The sequence below is a fragment of the Sphingobacterium sp. genome (assembly GCF_039596235.1).
In the GTDB taxonomy this organism is placed as follows: Bacteria; Bacteroidota; Bacteroidia; order Sphingobacteriales; family Sphingobacteriaceae; genus Sphingobacterium.
The window spans coordinates 1-25,244 of record NZ_JBCNKE010000008.1; the positions used below are offsets into that span (position 1 = coordinate 1).

At 39.8% G+C, this 25,244-nt stretch carries 21 protein-coding genes; 10 read left to right on the top strand and 11 right to left on the bottom strand.

The genetic code is table 11. The annotated features are described in order from the left end of the window. Positions 1–268, top strand: a 268-nt coding sequence (locus ABDW32_RS16130; RefSeq protein ID WP_343564188.1) for a hypothetical protein, incomplete at its 5' end; no start/stop codon positions are given. A 173-nt stretch (positions 269–441) separates the two neighbouring features. After that, the gene (locus tag ABDW32_RS16135) at positions 442–1,392 is read left to right on the top strand and encodes a TIGR01212 family radical SAM protein (protein ID WP_343564191.1); all 951 of its coding nucleotides are present in this window, start codon (positions 442–444) and stop codon (positions 1,390–1,392) included. Between the two features lie 113 nt (positions 1,393–1,505). Here the strand turns inward: ABDW32_RS16135 and ABDW32_RS16140 are convergent, their stop codons facing one another. Together ABDW32_RS16140 and ABDW32_RS16145 are read right to left on the bottom strand one after the other, a co-directional pair. Beyond that, positions 1,506–1,973 carry a nucleoside triphosphate pyrophosphohydrolase family protein gene (locus ABDW32_RS16140; RefSeq protein ID WP_121127292.1) on the bottom strand — a complete coding sequence of 156 codons (468 nt, stop codon included), beginning with the start codon at positions 1,971–1,973 and terminating at the stop codon, positions 1,506–1,508. Positions 1,974–2,076: 103 nt separating this feature from the next. After that, complete coding sequence (locus tag ABDW32_RS16145; protein WP_343564194.1) at positions 2,077–3,510, bottom strand: pseudouridine synthase; 1,434 nt, start codon at positions 3,508–3,510, stop codon at positions 2,077–2,079. A 242-nt stretch (positions 3,511–3,752) separates the two neighbouring features. Between ABDW32_RS16145 and ABDW32_RS16150 the strand changes: the two genes are divergently transcribed. Further along, a complete protein-coding gene (locus ABDW32_RS16150; protein ID WP_343564196.1) occupies positions 3,753–4,562 on the top strand; it encodes a lytic transglycosylase domain-containing protein in 810 nt (269 codons plus the stop codon). 109 nt (positions 4,563–4,671) lie between these two features. Here the strand turns inward: ABDW32_RS16150 and ABDW32_RS16155 are convergent, their stop codons facing one another. Both ABDW32_RS16155 and ABDW32_RS16160 read right to left on the bottom strand, forming a co-directional pair. Next, a complete protein-coding gene (locus ABDW32_RS16155) occupies positions 4,672–5,319 on the bottom strand; it encodes an outer membrane lipoprotein carrier protein LolA (RefSeq protein ID WP_343564198.1) in 648 nt (215 codons plus the stop codon). A 1-nt stretch (position 5,320) separates the two neighbouring features. Next, on the bottom strand, positions 5,321–8,059 hold the full coding sequence (locus ABDW32_RS16160; RefSeq protein WP_343564200.1) for a DNA translocase FtsK: 2,739 nt from the start codon (positions 8,057–8,059) through the stop codon (positions 5,321–5,323). 272 nt (positions 8,060–8,331) lie between these two features. Here ABDW32_RS16160 and ABDW32_RS16165 point away from each other — a divergent pair, with 272 nt between their 5' ends. Further along, the gene (locus tag ABDW32_RS16165) at positions 8,332–8,841 is read left to right on the top strand and encodes a GNAT family N-acetyltransferase (protein ID WP_343564202.1); all 510 of its coding nucleotides are present in this window, start codon (positions 8,332–8,334) and stop codon (positions 8,839–8,841) included. A gap of 127 nt (positions 8,842–8,968) precedes the next feature. Here ABDW32_RS16165 and tyrS read toward each other — a convergent pair whose 3' ends face one another. Then, positions 8,969–10,249, bottom strand: coding sequence for a tyrosine--tRNA ligase (tyrS, locus tag ABDW32_RS16170; RefSeq protein WP_343564205.1), 1,281 nt, complete (start codon positions 10,247–10,249; stop codon positions 8,969–8,971). Between the two features lie 103 nt (positions 10,250–10,352). Here tyrS and ABDW32_RS16175 point away from each other — a divergent pair, with 103 nt between their 5' ends. Further along, positions 10,353–11,036 (top strand): hypothetical protein, encoded by a 684-nt coding sequence (locus tag ABDW32_RS16175; protein WP_343564207.1) that lies wholly within the window; start codon positions 10,353–10,355, stop codon positions 11,034–11,036. Between the two features lie 78 nt (positions 11,037–11,114). Beyond that, positions 11,115–12,809, top strand: a complete 1,695-nt coding sequence (locus tag ABDW32_RS16180) for an amino acid permease (protein WP_343564209.1) — start codon at positions 11,115–11,117, stop codon at positions 12,807–12,809. Between the two features lie 59 nt (positions 12,810–12,868). Here the strand turns inward: ABDW32_RS16180 and rlmF are convergent, their stop codons facing one another. Beyond that, on the bottom strand, positions 12,869–13,780 hold the full coding sequence (rlmF, locus tag ABDW32_RS16185) for a 23S rRNA (adenine(1618)-N(6))-methyltransferase RlmF (RefSeq protein ID WP_343564211.1): 912 nt from the start codon (positions 13,778–13,780) through the stop codon (positions 12,869–12,871). Positions 13,781–13,857: 77 nt separating this feature from the next. Then, positions 13,858–15,804 carry a KUP/HAK/KT family potassium transporter gene (locus ABDW32_RS16190; RefSeq protein WP_343564213.1) on the bottom strand — a complete coding sequence of 649 codons (1,947 nt, stop codon included), beginning with the start codon at positions 15,802–15,804 and terminating at the stop codon, positions 13,858–13,860. 259 nt (positions 15,805–16,063) lie between these two features. On the opposite strand from ABDW32_RS16190, the gene ABDW32_RS16195 reads away from it, so the two are divergent. After that, positions 16,064–16,495: a T9SS type A sorting domain-containing protein gene (locus ABDW32_RS16195; protein ID WP_343564215.1), complete on the top strand. Its 432-nt coding sequence runs from the start codon at positions 16,064–16,066 to the stop codon at positions 16,493–16,495. Between the two features lie 87 nt (positions 16,496–16,582). On the opposite strand, the gene ispG is transcribed toward ABDW32_RS16195, so the two are convergent. Further along, positions 16,583–18,589 carry a (E)-4-hydroxy-3-methylbut-2-enyl-diphosphate synthase gene (gene ispG / locus ABDW32_RS16200; RefSeq protein ID WP_343564217.1) on the bottom strand — a complete coding sequence of 669 codons (2,007 nt, stop codon included), beginning with the start codon at positions 18,587–18,589 and terminating at the stop codon, positions 16,583–16,585. A gap of 45 nt (positions 18,590–18,634) precedes the next feature. Next, complete coding sequence (locus ABDW32_RS16205; protein ID WP_343564220.1) at positions 18,635–19,585, bottom strand: DUF5668 domain-containing protein; 951 nt, start codon at positions 19,583–19,585, stop codon at positions 18,635–18,637. A gap of 244 nt (positions 19,586–19,829) precedes the next feature. On the opposite strand from ABDW32_RS16205, the gene ABDW32_RS16210 reads away from it, so the two are divergent. From ABDW32_RS16210 to ABDW32_RS16220, 3 genes are all read left to right on the top strand, one after another. Continuing rightward, positions 19,830–20,564 carry an ABC transporter permease gene (locus ABDW32_RS16210; RefSeq protein WP_343564222.1) on the top strand — a complete coding sequence of 245 codons (735 nt, stop codon included), beginning with the start codon at positions 19,830–19,832 and terminating at the stop codon, positions 20,562–20,564. A gap of 9 nt (positions 20,565–20,573) precedes the next feature. Next, entirely contained in the window at positions 20,574–21,332 is a 759-nt protein-coding gene (locus tag ABDW32_RS16215) for an ATP-binding cassette domain-containing protein (protein WP_343564224.1), read from the top strand. A 179-nt stretch (positions 21,333–21,511) separates the two neighbouring features. Continuing rightward, positions 21,512–22,417 carry a class I SAM-dependent methyltransferase gene (locus ABDW32_RS16220; protein WP_343564226.1) on the top strand — a complete coding sequence of 302 codons (906 nt, stop codon included), beginning with the start codon at positions 21,512–21,514 and terminating at the stop codon, positions 22,415–22,417. A gap of 93 nt (positions 22,418–22,510) precedes the next feature. On the opposite strand, the gene ABDW32_RS16225 is transcribed toward ABDW32_RS16220, so the two are convergent. Both ABDW32_RS16225 and purU read right to left on the bottom strand, forming a co-directional pair. After that, entirely contained in the window at positions 22,511–24,292 is a 1,782-nt protein-coding gene (locus ABDW32_RS16225; RefSeq protein WP_343564228.1) for a hypothetical protein, read from the bottom strand. A gap of 83 nt (positions 24,293–24,375) precedes the next feature. Then, positions 24,376–25,218 carry a formyltetrahydrofolate deformylase gene (gene purU, locus ABDW32_RS16230; protein WP_343564230.1) on the bottom strand — a complete coding sequence of 281 codons (843 nt, stop codon included), beginning with the start codon at positions 25,216–25,218 and terminating at the stop codon, positions 24,376–24,378. Between the last annotated feature and the right edge of the window lie 26 nt (positions 25,219–25,244).

Here is a 25,244-nt window from a genome sequence, read left to right on the forward strand (position 1 = left end):
GTATTGCCGTAACAGGTGGGAGAGTAGGTCGGTGCCTTTTTTTACACGGAAGCCCTTGCTGGAAACAGTCAAGGGCTTCTTTCGTTTGGAGACTTTTCTCTCGCTCTTCTACCGCCGGCCAACCGGGCTGGATGGGAAGTTCCCCACAGTCACTTTATTCCTGCAACATCATTACTGGACAATCGTCTGCATTTCAAACTCTTTTACAGAGCTAGATATCCAGTACAGTCATCTATATGAGTTGTGGAGCAGAACCTATAGCAAGTAATCTTTGGACTGATAGGATTCCATACAGTACGCAGTGACCATATAAGTCTTCAGAATATTGTTTGTCTTGGCAGAAGTATCCTTTGAAAATGACACAATAATGGAAGACGTTATAAAGCTTTGTTCCTGGGCAGTAATCTATTTGTGATTTTTATTAAGTAACTTTGCAGCGCAATGGGTACATTATTGGACAACGGAATTAAACCGTATAATCATTACGGGGCTTATTTAAAGCAAAAGTATAACGGACAGAAAGTGTTTAAAGTGATTGTGGATGGCAATTTTACTTGCCCCAATCGTGACGGTAGTAAGGGGTATGGTGGTTGTACTTACTGTAATGTTGATTCTTTTACGCCGGATACTGCCCGTAAGATTCCTTCGATACGGGAGCAGGTCGAATCGGGGATTGAGAGAGCGCGTAATAGTTACGGTGCTGAAAAGTTTATTATCTATTTCCAGCCCAATACAAATACTTATGCACCCACACATCTGTTGAAAATGATGTATGATGAAGCGTTAAGTATTGATCCCGAAAATACATTAGGTCTTTCCGTGGGCACACGTCCCGATTGTTTGGATGTTGAAAAAATAGCCTTGCTGGAATCCTATACAGATCGTTATGATGTCGATCTGGAAATGGGTATGGAGTCTATTTATAATGATACTTTGGATAAAATCAACAGAGGATGCTCCCACGACGAATTCATTAAGACGATGGACATGCTAAAGGATACAACTTTGGAACTCTGTGTTCATACGATTTTCGGATTTCCATGGGAGACCGAGGAAATGATGTTAAAATATGCGGATGAGATCAATCGCTTCCCGCAAATTAAGTTCGTCAAACTGCACCATTTGCATATTGTGGAAGGTTCTATTATGGGCGTAAAATACAAGCGTGAGCCTTTTGAATTATTTTCTATGGAAGGCTATACGGATTTCTTGTCGAAATTTATACCCCGTTTGCGTCCTGACCTGATTATTCAGCGTATTTTTGGAATTGCTGATAAGGAACTATTAATCGCGCCTAACTGGGGATTGCCGAAGTCAGGTATTCAGACCTATATCGACAAAGGGTTGGAGGCCCGGAAAGTAGTGCAAGGCAGTCTCTTTCAATGCAATTAATAGCTTTCCATGCGGAGTAGATTATCATTCCATAAAAATCGGAAATTGATTATCATAAATAAAAATGGCCTCCTATGGAGGCCATTTTTATTTATGATATCGTCTAAGGCAAATTATCCTTCGACAATGCTCTTGAGGTCCGCTGGAGAATAATTAATGGATTTGAGTGTTTTATTATCAGCTGTTCTAAAGACTAAAAATTTTCCATCCACTTCTTTATAATAAGATTCTACTCCTTTTAGTTTATAATGTTCTTGGGTGGCAATAGCCTCGGCCTCGTCTTTACAAGCTTTACTCATATTAGAGCGCTGTACTTCATCGAAAAGGGCGGAAAACTTGTCTTTTAAACCAAATTCAAGAACAGCTCCAGCCAGAACGTATTGGATATCACATAAGGCGTCTGCAATTTCCACAAGATCTTTGTCCTGAATTGCTTCTTCTAGCTCTTTTAGCTCTTCAGCGATCAAGGAAACCCGTAGGGCACATCTTTGTTCAGAAGGAATTGTCGGTGTATCCAGGATCGGATGTTGAAATGTTTTATGGAATTCCGCGACGGATGAAAGTGTTTTTGGATCAGTCATATTCTTTAATTTTTTGTACTCTTCTTATCAGCAGCAAATATAAAAAATAAAGGACGGTTAACTGAATGACCGTCCTTTATTTTATGGATCAAATGCAATTTGATTAAATCAAATGTTTCAATTGCACGATTTCTCTCTCTTCTAAATATCTCCAGCGTCCGCGTGGTAAATCCTTTTTCGTCAGGTTTGCATAAACAACACGATCTAACTTCACGACCTCATAGCCCAACGATTCAAATATACGGCGTACAATACGGTTTTTACCGGAGTGGATCTGAATACCTATTTCTCTTTTGGAACCTCCTTGTACATAGCTTAAATCATCTGGTTTAATGACTCCGTCTTCCAATTCAATACCAAAACTAATTTTATTAAAATCTCCTTGCGTAAGGCTCTTGTTAAGTTCTACATTGTAAATTTTACTGATGCTGTTGCGAGGGTGGGAAAGTTTTTCCGCAAGGTTGCCATCGTTTGTCATCAAAAGTAATCCTGTCGTATTTCTGTCAAGACGGCCAACAGGATAAATCCGTTCTTTGGTTGCTTTGGAAACTAGTTCCATTACCGTATGACGCTCCTGAGGATCATCCGTAGTCGTAATATAGTCTTTTGGTTTATTGAGTAAAACATAGACCATTTTCTCGCGCTTTAGACGTTCGTTGTTGTAACGGATTTCGTCTGTCGCAGGATCAACTTTAGTCCCTAATTCAGAAACCGGTTCCCCATTTACCCAAATTACTCCTGCAGCGATCAATTCGTCCGCTTTACGTCTGGAACAGATACCTGCATTGGCGATATAACGGTTTAAGCGAATTAGGCCATCATCTTCTGTTGAAGCTTCAGCTTTCTTTTTAGGACGCTTAATATATTGCTTCTCGTCAAAATTTTTGTTTTCATCAAAGTTTCTGTTTCTATCGCCATCAAATTTTCTATTGGATGGTTTATAAGGTCTGTCGAAACTTTTGTTGCGCCCGTTTGAGGAGCGCTCATCCTTATCAAAACGTTTGAACGAATCTCTTTTCTCAAATGAACCATCTCTTTTATCAAAAGACCGTGACGAATCACTTCTGTCAGAACGCTTGAAGCTATCTCTTTTCTCAAATGAACCTTCTCTTCTATCGAAAGATCTTGAAGAATCATTTCTATCAGAACGTTTGAAATTATCTTTTTTATCGAAAGGACGTTCAGATTTATCAAATTTGTTGAAGGAATCTCTCTTGTCAAAAGATCTTGATGATTCATTTCTGTCAAATGAACGACCGCCTCTATTGAAAGGTCTGTCTGCGTTATCTTTTGAACGGAAGGAGTTGCTTTCCCCTCTAAATGAAGGTTTGTCTGCGTATTTATTAGATCCAAATGATCTGTTTTCACGGTTGTCATCTTTTCTGAAAGAACCTCTTTCAGATTGGTCCTTTGAACCAAAGGATGATTTTTTACCGAAACTATTGTTCTTGTCGCCTCTAGATTTGAAGTTATCTGAGTTGCCCCGTGACTTTCTGGAGTTGTCATCACGACTGTTCCTTTTATTGCTGAATGGCATTGTGTTTTACTAAAATGTGAACTGCAAAGTTAAGTATAATTTTGGGTTTTGCGAAAAAATCCTTATCTTTTTGTCTTTTCTCGCATTTTGGCGGTTTGAGCGCTAAAAAAAGCCCTTTAGGATAGCTGCAACGTAACTATTTGTTTTTTAAATAAATACTATTTATCTTTGTACCCTTGAATTTGAACCAAGCTATTTTTTGATCGAATTTACTCGTGGATAGGATAGCATTAAGGGAGTGAATGATAAGAAAGAAAGTATTATGTAGTAGTTTGATTTTGTTTGCGTTATTGCTGTCAAAATTATACTCAACCCCACACAACAACACTTCTGGCGACGATAAGATCGTTGCGGCGAAGTTGGTCGAAACTCCAGCTCATGGAGGCGACGAAGAGAAAAAAGAAAAAAAGAATTCTTTTGAATCTTACCTGAGTTCACTGACGTTTGCTGAAGATTCATTACCGATGGATCGCCCCTTGGTGGAAAGCAAATTGCGGAAGTTCTTCAGTAGGTTTTCATTTAAAAAAACAGGATCGTATGATATGCATAAAAAGGCGGAAACCTACTTGCCTACGATTGCCAAGATCCTGAAATCACATGGTATTCCAGAAGATTTTAAGTACATCCCGTTGGTGGAAAGCGGTCTGAGCAAGGCGGTCGTTTCTTCTAAAGGGGCTGGAGGTTATTGGCAATTTATGCCAGCAACGGCACGCTTGTATGGCCTTCGGGTCAATGGCGCGGTGGATGATCGAAAGGATCTCATAAAATCTACCCATGCGGCCGCCCGTTATTTAAAATACCTCTACGCTCAATTCGGTAACTGGACCTTGGTGGCAGCTGCTTACAACGTGGGCGACGGTAGTTTAAAAGGTTCGATAAGAAGGCAGAAAAAGGATGATTACTTTGCCTTGAAATTGAACAATGAGACCGGATCTTATGTGTATAAATTGGTTTCCATGAAGGAAATTATCGAACATCCGCAGAAACATGGTTATTCCCGTTATGCGGATAAAGAGACAGAGACGTTGGACAAAGAACCCAATATGCTGTAGCTCTAGTGAATACACAGTAACAAAAAAGGATTTCCCATTGGGAAATCCTTTTTTGTTACGTTATTTGTTATTTGGCCAGCGGTTTGATCCAATGCGCTGGCAGCGGATCTTATCTTAGGTCGACAATATCAAAACCCGTGTAGTTACTTTTATTAAAAGTAAAAAAGCTGGATGCAATGTTCTTGTTTCCCTCCTGGGAATTCAATCTGTACGTATAACGATTCCCACTCTTATCAAAAATAGTCGTATCATAAATCAAATTATTCGCTTTATTGATCCGCAACTTAATTTTGGAATAGTTCTTTTTGCTATCAACCGGTGTCAATTCCACAACACTTAAACTTATTCCCTTCGCTTTCTCGGCAGGTGCTAAAGCGTACTTAAACCCAGAGGTATAAAACGAGAAAATATTTGTAGGATTGATCTCATTTGTCGAGTTGCTTGCTTCCGATATTTCGACTTCTTTCTCTGCTTTCATGATATTCCATTGTGTTTTGGAATCTGAAATCAGAATTTGATTTTTGGTGTTGACATGGTATTTGTTATTTGCCTTGTCGAGATACAGTGTACCTGCATCGCTGTGCGTACCGCCATTTGCTTGTCTGATTTCCAATGTGAAACCAGCCTGTATGGTTTTATAACCATTGTATTTTTGACTTATTTTATTCAGTAATGCTTTTGCGTCATTTTGTGCATAGCCGTATTGACTCACTATAAGTAGCAAAAAGCTCAGCACTAATCCGAGTTGTTTTTTCATGTTAATTGTTTCTTAGCGTCTCCAAATACTGTTCTAATGAATATTCATCGGGATAAAGTACTTCACGTGCTTTACTTCCTTCAAATGGTCCGACAATTCCGGCGGCTTCCAGTTGATCGATGATTCGTCCAGCTCTATTATAACCCAATTTCAATTTACGTTGGATTAAGGATGTAGAGCCTTGTTGATGCATAACAATCAAACGGGCAGCTTCTTCAAACAATTGATCGCGATCTTTTGGATCAAAATCTACACTACCTGAACCCTCTCCGTTTTCATCTACATATTCCGGAAGCATAAATGCCGATGGATAACCACGTTGTGCTCCGATGTAATCGGAAATCTGTTCAACCTCTGGTGTATCGACAAATGCACACTGGATACGTATCAAATCACTTCCAGTAGCCAGTAGCATATCCCCGCGACCAATTAACTGGTCTGCTCCGCCCGTATCTAAGATAGTTCGCGAATCTACTTTCGATAATACACGGAAAGCAAGACGTGCCGGGAAGTTGGCTTTGATTGTACCTGTAATGATATTGACTGAAGGACGTTGGGTCGCAATGACCAGGTGAATTCCTACGGCACGCGCCAATTGGGCCAATCGCGCAATAGGGGTTTCTACTTCTTTTCCGGCAGTCATCATCAAATCGGCAAACTCATCAACAATAAGAACGATATATGGTAAGAATCGATGACCCTCCTCAGGGTTTAATCTGCGATTGATAAATTTTGCATTATATTCCTTTAAATTCCGAACCTGTGCGTTTTTCAATAGGTCATATCGCTGGTCCATTTCAATACAAAGTGAGTTTAAGGTATTGATTACCTTTTTTGTATCTGTAATGATCGCTTCCTCCTCATCCGGTAGTTTAGCCAAGAAATGACGTTCGACTTTTTTGAATAGAGAAAGTTCCACTTTTTTAGGGTCGACAAGCACAAATTTAAGCTCAGCAGGATGCTTTTTGTACAATAGAGATGTCAAAATCGCATTGATACCGACTGATTTACCCTGACCCGTAGCTCCCGCAACCAGAAGGTGGGGCATCTTCGCCAAATCAGCAATGTAAACTTCATTGGATATGGTTTTTCCCAATGCAATTGGTAAATCCATATCCGTTTTTTGAAATTTCTCCGTCGCTAAAACCGAGCGCATGGAAACCATCTCCGGACTCGAATTCGGGACTTCAATCCCGATGGTTCCTTTACCCGGCATTGGCGCGATAATCCGGATACCGAGTGCAGCAAGGCTTAAGGCAATATCGTCTTCCAGGTTTTTGATTTTTGAAATACGTACACCTGGTTTCGGGATAATCTCATATAAGGTAACCGTAGGTCCGATTGTCGCTTTTATACTTTCAATCTCAATGCTATAGTTTCTAAGCGTATCAACAATCTTGTTTTTGTTGGCTTCAAGTTCATGTTGATTGATCGTTATTTTGCCTGTTCCATAATCTCTGAGCAAGTCGAGTGTCGGATGTTGATAGCCTGATAGGTCTAATTTTGGATCATATTGACCAAATTGGGCAACAAGATCACTTGCTGTTATTTCCTTTTCCTCTTTGATGTCTTCGACAACTAGACCCGGGATTACAGCAACCTCAAGAGGAGGCTCTGGCTCGGCTTGTGGTGCAATTGTTATGCTCGGACTGGAATTCTCCTGAATGTGCATGTTATCCTCTTCATCTTCATTATCATTCTCCGGTTGATCGATAGTGAAGCTAATTGAAGGTGTATGTTCTGTGCGTTCTAAAGGGCTATCATCAAAGGTGAGGACAACCTTATCCTTTGGATCTATTTGTACCTCTGGTATTGGATGATGCGTAAATGCGGGGCGTTCAAGCTCTTCCTGTAAATTTTTCTCCCGATTGGATTGAAACCGTTCATTTATTGAAGTTGGCCGTTGGAAGGATTCTCTAACAGATTGTATCGAATCATCTTCTACGTGAACTTTCGTCCTTAAACTATTTGCGGAATAGGAATCTTCTTCCTCTTCATCCTCGAAATCCTCGGATAATGATCTGGATTTTCGATTACTAAACAAGACGAATTTAAAATCTAAATTGTACAAGAGTATCAATGTTGTCAGGTACGCGAATGCTAAAATACAGCCCACACCCACAACTCCTACTTGTGCTTCCAAGAGCTTATTGGTCCAAAAACCAAATTTACCTTCCAGCATATGTGGTGTATCCGCCATAAAACCGTGTAAAAATCCCAATGTGACTGAAATAAAAACAATCGCCACAAATGAGTAAACGACAGTGCGGTATAATGGAAGCAATGATTTTTTGAATAATAAGCGATAGCCCAAAATGAACAATACCGGAATAAAAAGAAAAGAGGCAACTCCAAACCATTCATACATAAATTGGTTGGCAAGTAAGGCACCAAATTTTCCTAATTTATTGTCAACAACCGGGAGTTCGACAGTCTCATCATGAATTTCCTCGGACGAACTAAAAAGGGTACTCCAACCGCCATTTGTTTTGGCGATATAACTTTGGTCATCTTCCCAGGTAAAAAGATAGGAAACAAAAGCGGTGGCAAAGGCCAATGAAAGTAAGATCAACAAAATCCCTAAAATTTTGACAGTCTTCTGCTGGGCATCTGAATAATCTCTAGGGATGCTGGGCTTTTGACTTTTTTCTTTTTTAAATGTTGTCGATTCTTTTGATGGGGCACGCTTGCCAGAAACTGAATTTCCTGCCTGCCTAAATGTATTTCCTTTATTTGACATTGAAAAGCTCACAATTATACTGCTTACAAACTTAGTTATTTTGATAGTATTTTGAAGATCATGTAGACTATTATTTTAAGTTTGTATTTTTTTCATAAACGAATAATTTCAGATAGGCTACCAAATGAATAATAGCAATTATAACTAGCAAATACTATGCCCTGAGAAGAGATTTGCTATAAGATAGCGATAAGCAGGAAAGAATATGGTTGTTTGCCTGTCTTTTAGACTTAAAGTAAATTATGTAGCTTTACTGATCAAATTAAGGCATTATGAATAAGTTTCAGATACGGAAAGCGCAACAGAGAGATAAAGGTAGGATTTGGGAGATTATACAGCAGGCAATAGCACTTCGCAAGGAGCAGGGGAGCCGGCAGTGGCAAGACGGTTATCCAAATGAGGATGTGGTGCAGTCTGATATCGATAAAGAATATGGACATGTGGTCGAGCTTGAGGGTAAAATCATCGGATATGTGGCTATTATTTTTGATGTTGAACCCGCATATAACGATATTGACGGCAAATGGCTTAGCGATGGTAAATATGTGGGCATTCATCGTTTGGCTTCGGCTCAGGATCCTCATGTAAAAGGTGTTGGTACAGCTATTATGCAAGCAGTGGAAGAAATCGCTGTCCAGAATGATGTATATAGTATCAAAGTGGATACGAATTTTGATAATGCCGGTATGTTACATGTATTTGACAAGTTGGGCTATCAATATTGCGGCGAGGTGTATTTTCGGGGTGCTTCCCGTCGTGCTTTTGAAAAGCTATTGAAATAAATGGTTAAAGGGCCGAAATGAGTTTAAAATGGGTTAGGTTTTGTGACCTAGCGGCAAGGCTATTTATCAGGAATAAAAAATCCCTTTTAACCGTGTTAAAAGGGATTTTTTATGAATTAAGCTACGCTTATGCAATAATCAAATAATAGTTTTTCTTGCCTCGCTGTGCAATGATGTATTTATTGTTTACCAAATTGCTTTCGGTGATAATTTGTTCAATATCTGTTACTTTTTCGCGGTTGATTGAAACACCACCTCCTTGCAGCATTTTACGTGCTTCGCCTTTTGAAGGGAAAACCTGCGTATTTACAGCTAAAAGATCGAGAATATTGATTCCTGCTTTTAGATCTTCCCTTGTTACTTCGAATTGCGGAATACCTTCAAATACTTCCATTACAGCCTCGTGATCTAGGTTGTCTAAAAATTCCAAGGTACCATTGCCAAAAAGAAACTCTGATGTTTTAATCGCAGTTTCATAAGCTTCTTCAGAGTGCGTACGAATGGTGATATCTTTGGCCAATGCTTTTTGGACAATGCGTAAATGTGGTGCCGCATCATGTTCAGCAATGATAGCCTCAATTTCAGCCTGTGGTTTAAGCGTAAAGATCTTAATCCAGTTTTTAGCATCGTCATCGGACGTGTTTAACCAGAATTGGTAATATTTATAGGGTGAAGTCTTCTTTGGGTCAAGCCACACTGCGCCAGATTCTGTTTTCCCGAATTTTTGGCCATCCGCTTTTTTAATCAATTGTGTAGTGATTGCATAAGCTGTGCCTTGATCCTGGCGACGGATCATTTCACTTCCGGTGACAATATTACCCCATTGATCAGATCCACCCATTTGTATTTTACAATTGTGGTGTTTCCACAGGTAATAAAAATCGTAACCTTGAATCAATTGATAGGTAAACTCCGTAAATGATAGACCATTGTCTCCTTCTAAACGTTTTTTTACGGAATCCTTTGCCATCATATAGTTTACGGTAATCATTTTACCGATATCACGAATAAAATCCAAAAATTTGAAATCTTTGAACCAGTCGTAATTATTAACCATTTGGGCATCATTTTCGCCTTCTCCAAATTCAAGAAATTTGCCTAACTGTTTTTTTAGACAGGCCACATTATGTTGTAAAGTTGCCTCGTCAAGTAAGTTACGCTCTGCAGATTTGAAAGAAGGGTCTCCAATCATTCCTGTTGCACCACCAACCAATGCCACGGGTTTATGTCCCGCATTTTGGAAATGGATCAAGGTCATGATTTGAGTTAAGTGTCCTACGTGTAGAGAGTCGCCTGTGGGATCAAAGCCAATATAACCAGCGACTTTTTCTTTATTCAGTAAGTCTTCAGTTCCTGGCATAATATCTTGCAGCATGCCTCTCCAACGTAATTCTTCTACAAAGCTCATTGTTAAATGGATTTAATTTTTTAATTTACAAGATGCAAAGATAGGAGATTAAGCGTATATTGAGCGAATAATTCCAGATAAAAGCACACGCTAATAAGCTAATATGAATTTTTTATCACATTTTTATTTTGAGCGGTTTGCGACCAATCCCGAACGAATTGTCGGTGGGTTGCTTCCCGACTTATTAAAAAATGCCGATAAAACTTTTGTGCTGAAGCCCAGGCAATACGAAGATCAACTGCTGGATAACCCGCTGTTGGAACAACTTTATATCGGTTGGAACCGTCATATTGAAGTTGATCGCCTTTTTCATAATTCGACATATTTTTTTCATCATACACATCAATTAAAGTTACAGATACAGTCCAGTTTACAGGGACTGCCCATCCGGCCTTCCTTTATGGCCCATATTGCGTTGGAGCTATTATTGGATCATATCCTGACACAGCAAAAAGCGGTTTCGATAGATAAGTTCTATGCGGCGATGTCTCAGGTGAATGACGAGGCTGTTCGAAAGTTTCTCAAAATAAACCAATTAGATGATATCCCTAAATTTGAGAAATTTTACCATCAATTCATTGACTGGAAATACATCTATGATTATGCGCATATTGAAAAAATTGCCGGTGCGCTTTTCAATATCTGTAAACGTGTATGGCAATTTGAGGTTCAGGAGCAGCAGCGCGAATTATTGACGGCTCAGTTGGTTTCTTATTTACAGCATCATATGGGGGATTATCAGGAGATTTACCACTATATTCATTATGAGTTGGTCGACTTTAAATAGTCTACCCGAAAATACCAATAGTATAAGACCTTGAAAATATTTATTTTCGCATAATTTTACGTATAAAACTAATTTTACATGTCACATAGACTTTTTCGGAAGAAAAGTGTTGATCAGATCCTAGCGGATACCCAAAAGGAGGGGGGAACTGGCCTCGCGAAGGTTTTGGGGGTAACCGATCTGGTTTCATTGGGTATAGCCGCTATTGTGGGCGCTGGAATCTTTAGCACCATTGGATTAGCGAGTTATGAAGGTGGGCCCGCTGTTTCTCTACTTTTTATTTTTACGGCCTTTGCCTGCGTGTTTACAGCACTGGCATATGCGCAGTTTGCAAGTACTGTACCTGTCTCGGGATCAGCTTATACGTATGCCTATGTGGCTTTTGGAGAACTGTTTGCCTGGATTATAGGTTGGGCACTCGTGTTAGAATATGCGGTTTCCAATACCGTTATTGCTATTTCCTGGTCGCAATATTTTGTTTCAATGCTGGAAGGCTTTGGGTTACATATCCCCGCCTGGCTTTCGATGGCGCCCGGATATGCTTATGATGCTGTTGATAAAATGAACCAACATGGTGTAGCAAGTCTTACGGCCATTGATCAGCATGGTCTAGCAGCTTTTAACAGCGCCCCTCGGATCGCAGGAATGCCCATTATATTTGATTTGCCAGCAGGCGTAATTACTTTTTTGGTTACTTGGCTCGTTTATATAGGCATCAAGGAATCCCAAAAAGCGAGTATGATTATGGTGATGATCAAAGTAGGGATCATCCTGGCGGTTATTTTTGGTGGTATATTTTATGTGAAACCCGAAAACTGGACTCCTTTTGCTCCAAATGGCTTACAGGGGGTGCTTGGAAGCGTGGCTGCTGTATTCTTTGCTTTTATCGGGTTTGATTCGATTTCCACAACTGCTGAGGAATGTAAAAATCCGCAACGGGATCTGCCTAAAGCCATGATTTATTGTTTGCTGATCTGTACGGTATTGTATGTTGCTATTACTTTGGTTCTGACAGGCATGGTAAACTACACCGAGCTTAATGTCAAAGATCCTTTGGCTTTTGTGTTTAAATATGTTGGATTTGACCATATGGCTGGCATTATATCGGTCACATCGGTTATTGCAATTACGAGCGCACTCTTGGTCTATCAATTGGCTCAACCAAGGATTTGGATGACAATGAGCCGGGACGGTTTATTGTGGAAGAAGTTTGCGACAATTCATCCGAAATATAAAACACCTTCTTTCGCGACAATTGTAACGGGGCTAGTCGTCGCAATTCCTTCTTTATTTTTCAAGATGGACTTTTTCGTCGATTTGACAAGCGTCGGTACCTTCTTCGCTTTTATTTTAGTTTGTGCTGGTGTACTGTATATGGATTACTCAGGTTTATCGGCCAAATCCAAATTTAAAGTTCCTTACATCAATGGTAAATATATCGTAGGAGTAGGACTTCTTGTCGCAATAGTAATGATTTCTATATATGCGAAGGAGACCATACAGGAGTGGAAGTCTCTATCACTGGTTGAAATCCTAGAGCATAAAATGTTGGTGATTATTTTTTGGCTTACCTGGCTGGGGTTGAGCATTTATAGCTTTAAGATGAATTTTTCCCTCTTGCCTGTTATCGGAATTTTGATCAATTTGTATCTGATGACGGAGCTCGGCGCCAGTAACTGGATTATTTTTGTAATTTGGCTGGTGATTGGACTGGGCGTTTATTTTATGTATGGCTATAAACATTCCAAGTTAAATAAATCGGTATCTATTTAGGTCTGGAATCTATTTCGTTAAATAAGAAAGGAGCTTTCAAAGCTCCTTTCTTATTTCATTTAAAATCGCCACAACAGGATTCGGCTTACTTTGTTGCCTTGTTCCATGCGGATGACTTCAGATTCTTTTACGTTGATTTTTTTTAGCTTATGCTGTAGAAAACGAACATCTTCACGGTGAGCCACCAATGAGGAGAACCATTTAACCTGGTCTTTATAGAACTGACTTTCAAATATCATGCGTGTCAAGAAGGCTTTCTCGCCGCCATCGCACCAAAGCTCACTCCCCTGTCCTGAAAAAGTCTGGACAACAGTATTCTCGTCTAATTTAGCATTTTTTATACCCGTGGTTTTACGTACAGATTGTTGTAATGCTTCCGTCTGGGAACTAAAGAAAGGCGGGTTACAGATGATCATATCAAATTTTTCATCTGGAAGAATGATGTCTTTGAAAATCGCTTTTGGATTGTTTTGTAATCTTATCTGGATATTCTTTTTTAAGCTCATGTTGGTGCGCGTAATTTCAATCGCGTTTTTATAAGCTCTTTTTATAATTTCTGAGCCAACAAAACTCCAACCATATTCTTGGTGGCCGATAATGGGATAGATACAGCTCGCTCCCACGCCAATATCAAGGACCCGTACTTTCCCGCCTTTTGGGATTTCGCCATTATTATCTCTGGCAAGAACATCAGCAACATAATGGATATAATCTGCTCTGCCTGGAATCGGTGGGCAGAGATTTTCTTTTGGAATATCCCAATTTTGGATGTGATAATATTTCTTTAGAAGTGCCTGATTTAATACCTTAACAGCTTCAGGATTGTTAAAATCAATCGTTTTGATTTTATAGGCATTGAGAGTAACAAAATCTTTTAATGAGGGTTCGATTTTGCTAAGCTCGTCAAAATTGTAATTATCGAGATGTCTATTTCGAGGGTGTAATTTCTTTGTTGGATTAGCGTCTGCCATGTTATAATATTTGCAACAAAAGTAATGGAATTCTCTTGAATAAAAAAGGTGATGCTTTTTGCACCACCTTTAAAGACTTAATCTTTCCGTGTGAGATGGACCTCCGATGTCTGCGGAAAATTTAACGGAACCCGCTCAATCGTAACGAAACTGGAGTCCAGACCGAATCCTTTTTCTTCCGACAAGCTCATTTTTTTCAAGTATCCGTAAATATCCATAATCACTTTTTCGATCCAGGACATCTGGTTGGTTTTGGACAATACTTTTTCCAGTACAACAAATTTAAAATCTCCTGGAATATTATGTTTACGCAATGTATCGTATTGGCTTGTAATGTCGATTTCGCCTTTTTTAACCATGTCTTCAACGACTTTCCTGAAAAGTAGACTAATCCGCTGTTCTTCTCTAAAACCTAATTTAAAGTCAATCCGTATAAGTTTTCCAGGAATCAGTTGATCAATGGAGTATTCCCGCGTGTGGGGATGATCCATCACATCTACGTGGACTAACCAGTACACATCAGCGCGCTTAGGTTTTTTATTAATGATGGAGTAGATAATTTTTGCTTCAATTTCGGATTTGAAATTTGCGCTGGTCAAGTATACCAAATGTGAAGCAAAAGGCGGTACAGATTTGTCTTCGCTCAATTCCGATATAATCGGATAATATTTGTTGATATTGATAAAATTGACAAAACGATTTTTAATCTTACGTGCGGTATACCAACAATACATTGTACCAAACAGGGCGATTGCCAACAAAAGTGTCAGCCAGCCACCATGGGCAATTTTTACACCATTACCGACCAAGAAGGTTAATTCGATCACAAAATAGGCAATTAAGAAAATGCCAATGAGTACGCGGTTGACTTTTTTCATGGCTAGGAAATAACCCATTAAAACAGTTGTCATTAGTACCGTTAGGTTAATGGCAAGACCATAGGCTGCATCCATTTTGCTTGATTCTTCGAAAACCCAGATAACAATCATACAGCCGATCCAGAGAATGAGATTGATCGAAGGTACATATAATTGCCCTTTATGTTCGCTGGGGTAACGGATGGCGACTTTGGGCCAGATATTTAAACGTACTGCTTCAGAAATTAAGGTGTAGGAGCCCGAGATCATGGCCTGACTGGCGATCACGGCAGCAATAGTTGCGATAGCAATACCATAACCGATAAACCAATCCGGCATAATGGAGTAAAATGGATTTGCTCCTCCCAGGACACGACCTTCCTGTGTTAATAACCAGGCGCCTTGACCAAAATAATTTAATACCAGCGTGATCTTAACATAGATCCAGCTGATGCGAATATTGGCCTTACCACAGTGTCCCATATCTGAATATAAGGCTTCAGCCCCTGTTGTACAAAGGAATACCGCTCCGATCAAGAGTAACGAGTGGGGGTAAGTTATTAGGATATGAAAGGCGTAATATGGATTAATCGCCTTCATGACCTCCGGTGCCAAATGGATATGGGATAAACCAAGGACACCAATAATGGTGAACCATATGGTCATTAATGGACCAAATACTTTTCCGACAACAGATGTACCAAACCGTTGAATAATAAAAAGTAGGGAAATAATTGTAACGACAATAGGTACAGTTGGTAGTCCAGGAAATTTAATGTCCAAACCTTCTATCGCGGAGGATATCGTGATGGCTGGAGTAATCATCCCATCAGCTAGTAGCGTTGCTGCACCGATCATAGCGGGGAAAATCAACCATGGCGCCCGTTTGCGAACCAAGGAGTAAAGTGAAAGAATCCCACCCTCGCCTTTGTTATCTGCACGCAGCGTGATCCAGACGTATTTGATGGTTGTTTGCAGTGTCAGTGTCCAAAAGACGCAGGAGAGACCTCCCAAAACAAGGTCTTTTTGAATAGCGCCTTGTCCCATGATTGCTTTGAAGACATATAGCGGCGAGGTACCGATATCTCCGAACACGATTCCTAAACTGATCAATAATCCAGCGAAGCTTACCTTATTGATGCTGTTGTGATGACTGTTATCTGTCATTTAATGATTATTTTATTTCAAAATATAATGCAAAAATATACTTTTTGTCTGTACTTTAAGTAGGTACATTTGCTGCGCCAAATTTTAGCATTTCATTTGACATGCGCAATAGCTGTTAAAATTTGTTAAAAGAATCTGCCGATCCTCACTTTCGCTAAAAAACTTTTAAACAAAATACTAACTTTGTTGTTGATAATTCAAATAGTTAGCGTTATATTTGATTAAACCGTAACCAATATTTGAAGTCTAATTTAACACTATGAGGAGAAATCTACTTAAAGCAACTTATTTCACACTTATTACCGCACTGACTTTGTGCAGCGGGGTAGGACAAGTGTATGCGCATTCTCCTGATGACCATACTTCTTTGCAAACTACTTGGAATGAAAATGCGGAATTTGGGGATAATAATATCAAGGATACAGAGAAATTAATCAATAATGTTAAAGTTTTCTATAACCCTATCGCCGAACAGGTTAACCTTTCCTTTAAATTAGCAAAGTCGTCTGCCGTATCTATTAAAGTCATGGATGCTTTAGGCAACGAAATTTTACAACTAATGAACGGAAATCTTGAGGCAGGTGTACAGAATCTTTCTTTTGAACATGGAGGTAAATTAACAACTGGTTTTTATTTCGTGCGGGTCGTTGCGGGATCAGAGACTGTGGTAAAAAGATTTTCTGTTCGCTAATTTTTTGATAACAAGATAAGATTTGACAAATCAAAATCATTATAATAAAAAAGAAGGGAATCATTTGATTCCCTTCTTTTTTATAGTTTATTCTTGAACTTCATCAACCCATAGCCCATCCTCCTGGATGATCTTAATCAATTCGTCCAATGCTTTTGCTGAACTCACATTCTTTTTGACAACCTCTTGGCCTCTATATAAGGTTACTTTATCAGGGCCAGCACCAACATAACCATAATCCGCGTCTGCCATCTCGCCGGGACCATTCACGATACAGCCCATAATGCCTATTTTAAGGCCTTTGAGGTGATTGGTACGACTACGGATCATTTGGGTTGTCTCCTGAAGATCAAATAACGTTCTACCACAGCTCGGGCAGGAGATGTATTCTGTTTTTGATATTCTCGAACGGGTTGCCTGCAATATTCCGAAGGAAAGAGATGCGATGTTTTCCAATGGCGTAGCTGGAGAATCAATCCATATGCCCGACCCTAAACCATCGATTAATAATGCTCCCATATCTGTGGAAGCATATAACTGTAGCTTGGAGATCGGTTCCTCTGGATTCATAAATTCGCCCATAGGACCTGAAAAATCCGCTTTACGATAGGACCTTTTGATAATAACGGGATTATCGATACCGATTTCTTGCAGATTTCGAAAAAATTGCCGTTGATCGGCCATCCCGTGTGTATGATCGGTTTCTAATATAAATACAACGGTCTTGTCTAGCGGCAAGGATTCAAATAGCGGGCTCGTTAAATCCGTGTTACGAATTCTGACCATATTCAATACATTATCCTTATTAGCTGCATGAACAAATTCTTCCAATGTATAGAGTGGATGGATATTTGTTTTGTCTTTAAGGTTGGACCAGGTGCCGAAATTATATACCTGTTTTAAATTTGCAGGCATATTAAATGAAGGGAGATGATCTCCTAGATAAACAAAATCTACGGATTGCTCACCCATATGATATTTATCCAAAAGCAGGTCATAGCGGTAACCCACTTTGGTCAGAATTTGTGCGTCTTTTAAATTTTCATTTGAGATATCCGTCACAATCCGCGGTACCAGCGAACCGCCAATGAAGGTATTGACCTCTTGGCTCTGATAGGGAATAGTTGAGCGATCTGAAGAAAGCTGTACGATTTGTTCTGTTGGTTGGTTGGCCAAGGTTGCATTTCGCTTGCTATATCTATTGGCTAAAGCTATTGCTACTGGTGCTTCACGTTCTGGCTCTTCGGTTAGGGAAACTCTAATTGTATCTCCAAGTCCATCTTCCAGCAAGGTGCCTATCCCTACGGCAGACTTCACACGCCCGTCTTCTCCATCACCGGCCTCCGTTACACCAAGATGTAAGGGATAGTTCATGTTTTCAGAAACCATCTTTTCAACCAGCAAGCGGTAGGCTTTGACCATAACCTGAGGATTGGAGGATTTCATTGAAATACAGAGGTTATAGAAATTGAGATCCTCACACATCCGGATGAATTCCATGGCGGATTCTACCATTCCTTCCGGTGTATCCCCATAATGGCTCATGATCCGATCGGAAAGCGAACCATGGTTTGTACCGATACGCATCGCAGTACCGTACTCCTTGCAAATGTTGACCAGTGGCGTAAACTTCGCATAGATACGTTCAAGTTCTAATTTATATTCCGCTTCTGTATAGGATAATAGGTCAAATTTCTTCTTATCGGCATAGTTGCCGGGATTGACCCTAACTTTCTCGACAATACGCGCTGCTACCTCAGCGGCATTTGGTGTAAAGTGTATATCGGCAACTAAGGGTACATGGTAGCCTCTTTTGCGAAGTTCACTTTTTATATTTGCTAGGTTCTGGGCTTCTTTTATGCTAGGTGCAGTGATACGAACATATTCACAACCAGCTTCTACCATTCGGATGGTCTGTTCCACAGAGCCCATCGTATCCATCGTGTCCACCGTAGTCATACTTTGGATACGGATGGGGTTATCTCCACCCATAGGGATATCACCAATCTGAATTTCCCTGGTTTTCCATCTCGAATATTCTACCTTGGAATTGCAATAGATTCCCGGTAAAGTCAACATATTACTTGTGTTCATATATAACACAAAGTTAGCTTTTCTTGACTAAAAATTCGCTGTCAATTAATATCTTCTGATTTTTATTGATGCAATTCCGCCGTTGATGTCAAAATCAAACTTTTCGGTTGCTGCATCATAATTTGTTGATTTCACCATCCCATCTGTCTTAAGGAAATCGCCTTCATAAGATGTTGATGATAAGGCATTATCACTCGTGATACGGCAAGCTGCATTTTTTGGAATGGAAATTTCAATGGATGATGCTCCGGCATCCATGGATATTTTTGTATTCGCCAAAGGTTGTCCGAGTTTTAATTTTAAACTTGTCGCACCAGCATCAATATCCAATACTTCAACTTTATAGGGTGAAAGATCAAGTTTGGCATCGATGGCACCGATATCAAAGTTCAACTTCCACACGATAGCTGGGTTGAGGGCAATGTAGGTATTGTTGTTTTTGCTGTTAAAATCTTTGTCTTTGGATTTACCTTTTAAGTTGATGTTTATTTTATCTGGAGATTCGCCATGGGTCGTCATCCCCAAGAGGTAATCATTGGAGGTATTATACGCGGTAAAGATGGACGAGGTTGTGGTGCTATCATTTTTTAAAGAAGTGGCCCCCAGATCGACATGCAAAGTCGCGCTTTGGATTTTATTGTCCAAGGGTACCTGTAGTTTCTGTGTTGTATAGTTGGTCTTATCGTTCGGGTCGTCTTCGCTATGAATGTGCAAGCCTTTATTTTTGAGCAATTGCGTTAATAAAGGTTCTTTTGGAGTGGATAAACCGATATAAGTAAGAAAGCCCAAGATGACCACGGTAGCGCCTATGGCAATAAATTGTCCTATTTGTTGGTCTTTAGGTACCAACATGCGGATCCCGGCAAGGACAATAAATAAGGGCCAATACCTGAAAATTCCAACCCAGTTAAAGGAGATGCTATTGAGTTGGGATAGTAAAAGGATAATCCCTATAAAAAGAATTGTAATTCCAGTTGTTATACGTTGTGTATTCATGACTAATTCCGTTTGTTATATACCCCAAAAGTAAAACGCTTTATTGGACACTGTATGAAAGATTAGGCTATTATACATAAAAATTCGGTAAATGTGACTAATTGGTCGGTAAGTAATTTCGTTTTTCTCCCACTTTTTGGGATTCTGCTTGTTTATATATTTGTTGGAATTAATTACCTTTAGTGGATACATGGGCAAAACATGACGTTTGGAATGTATAATACGTGGAATTTAAATTGATAATATGATTTTTCATCACATTGGTGCATATCTTATACTCCTGAAGTCAGTCTTTAAAAAACCTGAGAAAGGACAGATTTATTGGAAAGAAACCTTATTGGCCATGACAGATATCGGGATAGGTTCGCTGGGACTTATTGTGATTATTTCGACTTTTATTGGAGCGGTAATGACGATGCAGATTGCTTTTCAGATGGTTTCCGACCTTATTCCCAATTCGATTATTGGTTCTATTAATAGAGATTCAAATATTCTAGAGTTAGGGCCTACCATTTCGGGGTTGGTATTGATGGGGAAAATCGGTTCATCCATTTCCTCTCAAATTGGCTCCATGCGGGTAACAGAACAGATTGATGCCTTAGAGATTATGGGTATTAATGCACCTGGATATCTGATATTACCCAAAATATTGGCTGGCGTGACGATGATACCGATGTTAGTTATTATCGCTATTGTCTGCGCATTAGTAGGAGGGCTATTGGGCGGTTCCCTTTCCGGAGCAGTAACGCCTGCAGATTATATTTTGGGTATTCAGGATAATTTTAATGGTTTTACGGTCACTGTAGCGCTTGTAAAAGCGGTCGTGTTTGGTTTTATCATTACTTCGGTATCGGCATATAAAGGGTATAAAGTGAAGGGGGGCGCGCTTGAAGTGGGCCAGGCAAGTACAGAAGCTGTTGTGGTGGGATGTATTACCATTCTAGCTGCCGATTATGTCATTACAGCATTAATGCTTTAAAGAGATTCTATGATTCAAATCGAAAATATTAATAAATCCTTTGGTGACAATCATGTTCTAAAAGGGATCAGTGCGAGTTTCGAACCGGGAAAAGTGAGTCTAATTATTGGCGGATCTGGTTCTGGAAAAAGTACTTTGCTTAAGTGCATCGTCGGGTTACATCATCCGGAAAAGGGAAAGGTACTGTTTGATCAAACGGATTTCACACGGATGAATTTTGAGGAACGCGTCCCGATCCGGAAAGAAATCGGCATGCTGTTCCAAAATTCAGCGTTGTTTGATTCAATGACGGTTGAACAGAATATTATGTTTTCCCTGGACATGTTTACGGATATGTCTAAATCGGAGAAGTTAGACCGTGCAAATCATTGTTTGGAGCAAGTGAATTTGGAGGGACGAAACAAGTTATTTCCAGCGGAATTATCCGGTGGGATGAAAAAACGTGTAGGTATCGCACGCGCAATCAGCATGAATCCCAAATACCTTTTTTGTGATGAACCCAATTCAGGCTTAGATCCGGAAACCTCTATTGTTATTGATGAATTGGTTCTTAAAATTACGCAGGAATTGAACTGCACTACCGTCGTTGTAACCCACGATATGAATTCTGTTATGGGGATTGGGGAATATATTCTGTTCTTATACAAAGGCCAAAAATTTTGGGAGGGGTCCAATAAGGATATGATGCGGTCAGATGTCGAAGAATTAAATAATTTCGTGTTTGCAAGCCCATTGATGAAAAGCGCCAAGGCCTCTATGGGGCAATAGGGTAGAAATGATGTGTGCCGACACTAAGAGATTGGCTGCCGTTGTTTTTCTATAAGATCCCCATGTTGTTTCATATGAGTTTTTTATGCGGTTTCTTAGTGTGATGTATGTCTTTAAGGAGGATGTAGGGTGGTAAATTTCAATATGCAAGAAATTTAGCTTAGTTTTGTCGGAAAATTTTGATCTTGGCAACTACAAATATACAACTATTGACCCCACGACATTGGGAAGATTATGAACTCATTGACTGTGGTGATTTTGAAAAATTAGAACGTTTTGGCGACCTGATATTAATCAGACCTGAACCGCAGGCAGTATGGCCCAAGGCTTTGAGCGATGCAGAATGGAACAAACATTATCATATCAAATTCAAAGGACGTTCGGCTACTTCGGGAGAATGGCTGAAAAAAAATCCGAAAATTCAGGACCGTTGGCATATCCAATATAAAAACGATGATGTAGCAATCAAATTTAGATTGGGGCTTACCTCATTTAAACATGTCGGAATATTTCCTGAACAGGCTGTTAATTGGGATTATATTTCGGAGTCTGTCCGTTCCTTCAAGACTGAAAAACCTAAAGTTTTAAATCTTTTTGCATATACAGGTGGCGCTTCTTTAATAGCGAAGGCCGCAGGAGCAGACACAACACATGTGGATTCTATCAAGCAGGTAGTGACCTGGGCCAATGAAAATATGGAGATCTCCAATCTGGATAATATTCGTTGGGTAGTTGAGGATGCGTTGAAGTTCGTCAAGCGTGAGCTTAAACGCGGAAATACATACAATGGTATTATTTTGGATCCACCGGCATACGGGCATGGACCAAAAGGGGAGAAATGGAAGCTTGAAGATCATATTATGGAGATGATGACTGAGGTTGTTCAGTTATTGGATCCTAAAGAGCATTTCTTGATCTTAAATACCTATTCATTGGGTTTTTCTTCGGTTATTGTGGAGAATCTGATAAAAACAGCCTTTCCGAAAGTAGAGAATTTGGAAATTGGTGAGCTTTTTTTACAAGCTACCGCAGGACCAAAACTACCATTGGGTGTTTTTGGGAAATTTCGCAAAATTGCAAAGTAGACCTTACTATTTGATAAAGGCAGGTACATAATAACATAAACGCGGCAGGTTTAACCTGCCGCGTTTTTTTAGGATCCCCTCAATTTGGCCTACCTAAATATCGATATTTTTTAAACGGATGCTAGCAAGTTCCAGCTGTAAGGGTATAGCTTTTATTGTGTTTTTAGGAAAATAAGAGAACTGATCCTGTAATGTATGATAGTATTCTATCCCTGCCTGTAATTGTGCCTTGAATTTAGCGACATATTTTACTTTCTTGTCGTTGAGTTTGTCTTTATTGTCACTCACATATTTTTGGATATGATCGATATACAGGTTTAATTCGTTGATCAGCACAAATGGCCGATCAGAATGCTCCAATAGTGATACCCGACCATAGATGTGATCAATCATCTGCTTTAAAGAATATTGTTTTTTAAACCAGTACAGATTTGGCCCAGGACAAATGGAGACCGCTGTTTGCTCTTTTTTTTGTTGGATGCCATATTTGAGGTAAGCGGGAGCTGCTAGTCCCTCACAGAGACAGGTTTTTTCGGTGATGCTATCGAATGCTTTGCTATATTCTTCTGCGCTAAGTTGTTGTTGTTGTTGCAGATCTTGAATCTTTTGATACTGATAGGCACGTGAAGCGGTACAAAGGGGCTTGTCTCCAAATTCCCGATTAGAAACAAGATATTCTTTTTTACAAGGACTTCCGGGTCTTCCTTTTTGGATACGTTCCAATCGTAGTTTTTCAGCACTACTAGGTCTGAAATTATTAAACGGAACACCTAAAGGCGAGGCTCCACTGCAATAGAAGTCTGTCTGTTCAGCCTGCTCGAGTGCTTTTAATGTTGCACTGTCTACAGTTGTAGCTTCCGGAACCATTAAAAATGGGGATCCCCAACCTACTGCGTCGAATTCGTAATAATCCAATAAAAACTGATGTTCCATGGCAGTACCCACGCCTCCTTGAACAGTATATCTGATCTGGGGGGAATCCGTCAACGATACCCCATGTGTAAGCCAATAGTGCTGATAAATTGCAAAGAGTTCGGCTTGTAAACTTTCTTTTTTTTCTTTGAATTCTTCGAGGATGGGCCCCAATAGAAAGCCGTCTGTCGCGAAAGCATGCCCGCCGCAATTCAAACCGGATTCTACGCGGAATTCAGAAACCCAAACGCCTCTTTTTGCAAGATATTTTGCCTGGATAAGTGATGATCTAAAGTCGCTGACTTTTAATATAACTTTCTTATCGAAACTACCGTCATCCTTGGGGAAGAATGCTGGTAATTCGGCAAGGTAAGCATATAGATGTGGGTTCATGCCTGCAGATAGAACGACTGCGGAGTGTAAGGTGGAGTTGGCGAATCCGCGTAAGGCAGATAAGGCATCCGAATGCTGTTGTGCTAAAGCAATACCATTTCTGTAATTTATTTTATCCACTTTGGACATAATATTCACATCAATGTCTCCAGGTTTTAGGTAATTGATCAATAGATCCTGTAGTGCAGTTTTAATCGCACGGTTTGTCTCAATTTCCATCGCATGAAAGATCGGTTTTGAGGGATGCGAATCCGGTAAAAGCTGGAAATATTTGGTGAGTTCCGAACTTTCAGTAAAGGATTGATATCTTAGGGAATCTATCTGTCTATTAACTACCTGTTGGACGAGATCAAGATAAGCCGTGATTCTATTTGCACGGTAATCAGCGTCAGTTGTACGGATGGGATGATAGGGGATTTGATATTGCCCGCAGTAATAGCAGCGCATACGCTCGATGAGTTCATCATCAACAATGGACATCACGGATGAAATTCCGTATTGTGCGACTTTAATGGCTGAGTCTATTGAAAAAGCTAACCCCAATACAGGGATATGGAAAGTGTGCGTCATTCTTAATAGTTCTTTTACGAAATAATCAAGAATAACGCGATTAAAAAATAATGACTATACGTTTAAAGTGGTGATTGTGATCACTATTCAAATACGATGGTCTTATACTCGTTGAGCATCACACGGTCTTCGCTTAATAGGCGTATCGCTCTGCTTAAAACTGCTTTTTCAATTTCTTTTCCTGCAGTTACCATATCTTTAACGGTATAGGTATGGTTGACGTGACGAATATCCTGGACGATGATAGGTCCTTCATCAAGCTGATCAGTGACAAAATGTGCTGTAGCCCCAATAATTTTTACCCCTCGGGAATGCGCCTGCTTGTAAGGATTCGCTCCAATAAATGCGGGTAGAAAAGAATGATGAATATTGATCAACCTATTTGCGAATGTTGCCACAAAAATAGGTGATAGGATGCGCATAAATTTTGCTAGGACGATATAGTCAAAATCGTATTGTTTAATTTGCGTAATCAGTCGTGATTCGAAGTCTTCTTTAGATAGGCCTTCGTGTGAAATACAATGAAAAGGGATATCAAATTTGTCCGTGAACGATCTCAATGTATCATAATTGCCAATGACTGCCTGTACTTCAGCCCCCCAGGTTTCAAAATGCTGTCGAACTAGAATATCTGCTAGACAATGATGTTCTTTGGTGACAAGGACAATAATTTTTTTTCGATTACTGGGGTTGACCTGAATCTGGGCAGAAGGCGGGAGTACTTCAGCCAGCGAATCGCTTAGCTGTGCCTGGTCAGGAAATAAACCATTACAGACAACGCGAACAAAAAATTTATTTGCTTCTTCGTCTACATACTCTCGCATGGTAACGATATTAAGCTGATATTTGGCCAGGGTGTTGGAGATATTGGCTACCAATCCAACGGCATCTTGACATTGGATCAGAATTAAGGTTTGGTTGTGCATGAAATATTGGTTGTAGGCTGCAAAAA

Bases quoted from the DNA above. Each gene is read 5' to 3' on its own strand.
- ABDW32_RS16135 (WP_343564191.1), top strand. From the start codon at position 442: ATGGGTACATTATTGGACAACGGAATTAAACCGTATAATCATTACGGG.
- ABDW32_RS16140 (WP_121127292.1), bottom strand. From the start codon at position 1,973: ATGACTGATCCAAAAACACTTTCATCCGTCGCGGAATTCCATAAAACA.
- ABDW32_RS16145 (WP_343564194.1), bottom strand. From the start codon at position 3,510: ATGCCATTCAGCAATAAAAGGAACAGTCGTGATGACAACTCCAGAAAG.
- ABDW32_RS16150 (WP_343564196.1), top strand. From the start codon at position 3,753: ATGATAAGAAAGAAAGTATTATGTAGTAGTTTGATTTTGTTTGCGTTA.
- ABDW32_RS16155 (WP_343564198.1), bottom strand. From the start codon at position 5,319: ATGAAAAAACAACTCGGATTAGTGCTGAGCTTTTTGCTACTTATAGTG.
- ABDW32_RS16160 (WP_343564200.1), bottom strand. From the start codon at position 8,059: ATGTCAAATAAAGGAAATACATTTAGGCAGGCAGGAAATTCAGTTTCT.
- ABDW32_RS16165 (WP_343564202.1), top strand. From the start codon at position 8,332: ATGAATAAGTTTCAGATACGGAAAGCGCAACAGAGAGATAAAGGTAGG.
- tyrS (WP_343564205.1), bottom strand. From the start codon at position 10,249: ATGAGCTTTGTAGAAGAATTACGTTGGAGAGGCATGCTGCAAGATATT.
- ABDW32_RS16175 (WP_343564207.1), top strand. From the start codon at position 10,353: ATGAATTTTTTATCACATTTTTATTTTGAGCGGTTTGCGACCAATCCC.
- ABDW32_RS16180 (WP_343564209.1), top strand. From the start codon at position 11,115: ATGTCACATAGACTTTTTCGGAAGAAAAGTGTTGATCAGATCCTAGCG.
- rlmF (WP_343564211.1), bottom strand. From the start codon at position 13,780: ATGGCAGACGCTAATCCAACAAAGAAATTACACCCTCGAAATAGACAT.
- ABDW32_RS16190 (WP_343564213.1), bottom strand. From the start codon at position 15,804: ATGACAGATAACAGTCATCACAACAGCATCAATAAGGTAAGCTTCGCT.
- ABDW32_RS16195 (WP_343564215.1), top strand. From the start codon at position 16,064: ATGAGGAGAAATCTACTTAAAGCAACTTATTTCACACTTATTACCGCA.
- ispG (WP_343564217.1), bottom strand. From the start codon at position 18,589: ATGAACACAAGTAATATGTTGACTTTACCGGGAATCTATTGCAATTCC.
- ABDW32_RS16205 (WP_343564220.1), bottom strand. From the start codon at position 19,585: ATGAATACACAACGTATAACAACTGGAATTACAATTCTTTTTATAGGG.
- ABDW32_RS16210 (WP_343564222.1), top strand. From the start codon at position 19,830: ATGATTTTTCATCACATTGGTGCATATCTTATACTCCTGAAGTCAGTC.
- ABDW32_RS16215 (WP_343564224.1), top strand. From the start codon at position 20,574: ATGATTCAAATCGAAAATATTAATAAATCCTTTGGTGACAATCATGTT.
- ABDW32_RS16225 (WP_343564228.1), bottom strand. From the start codon at position 24,292: ATGACGCACACTTTCCATATCCCTGTATTGGGGTTAGCTTTTTCAATA.
- purU (WP_343564230.1), bottom strand. From the start codon at position 25,218: ATGCACAACCAAACCTTAATTCTGATCCAATGTCAAGATGCCGTTGGA.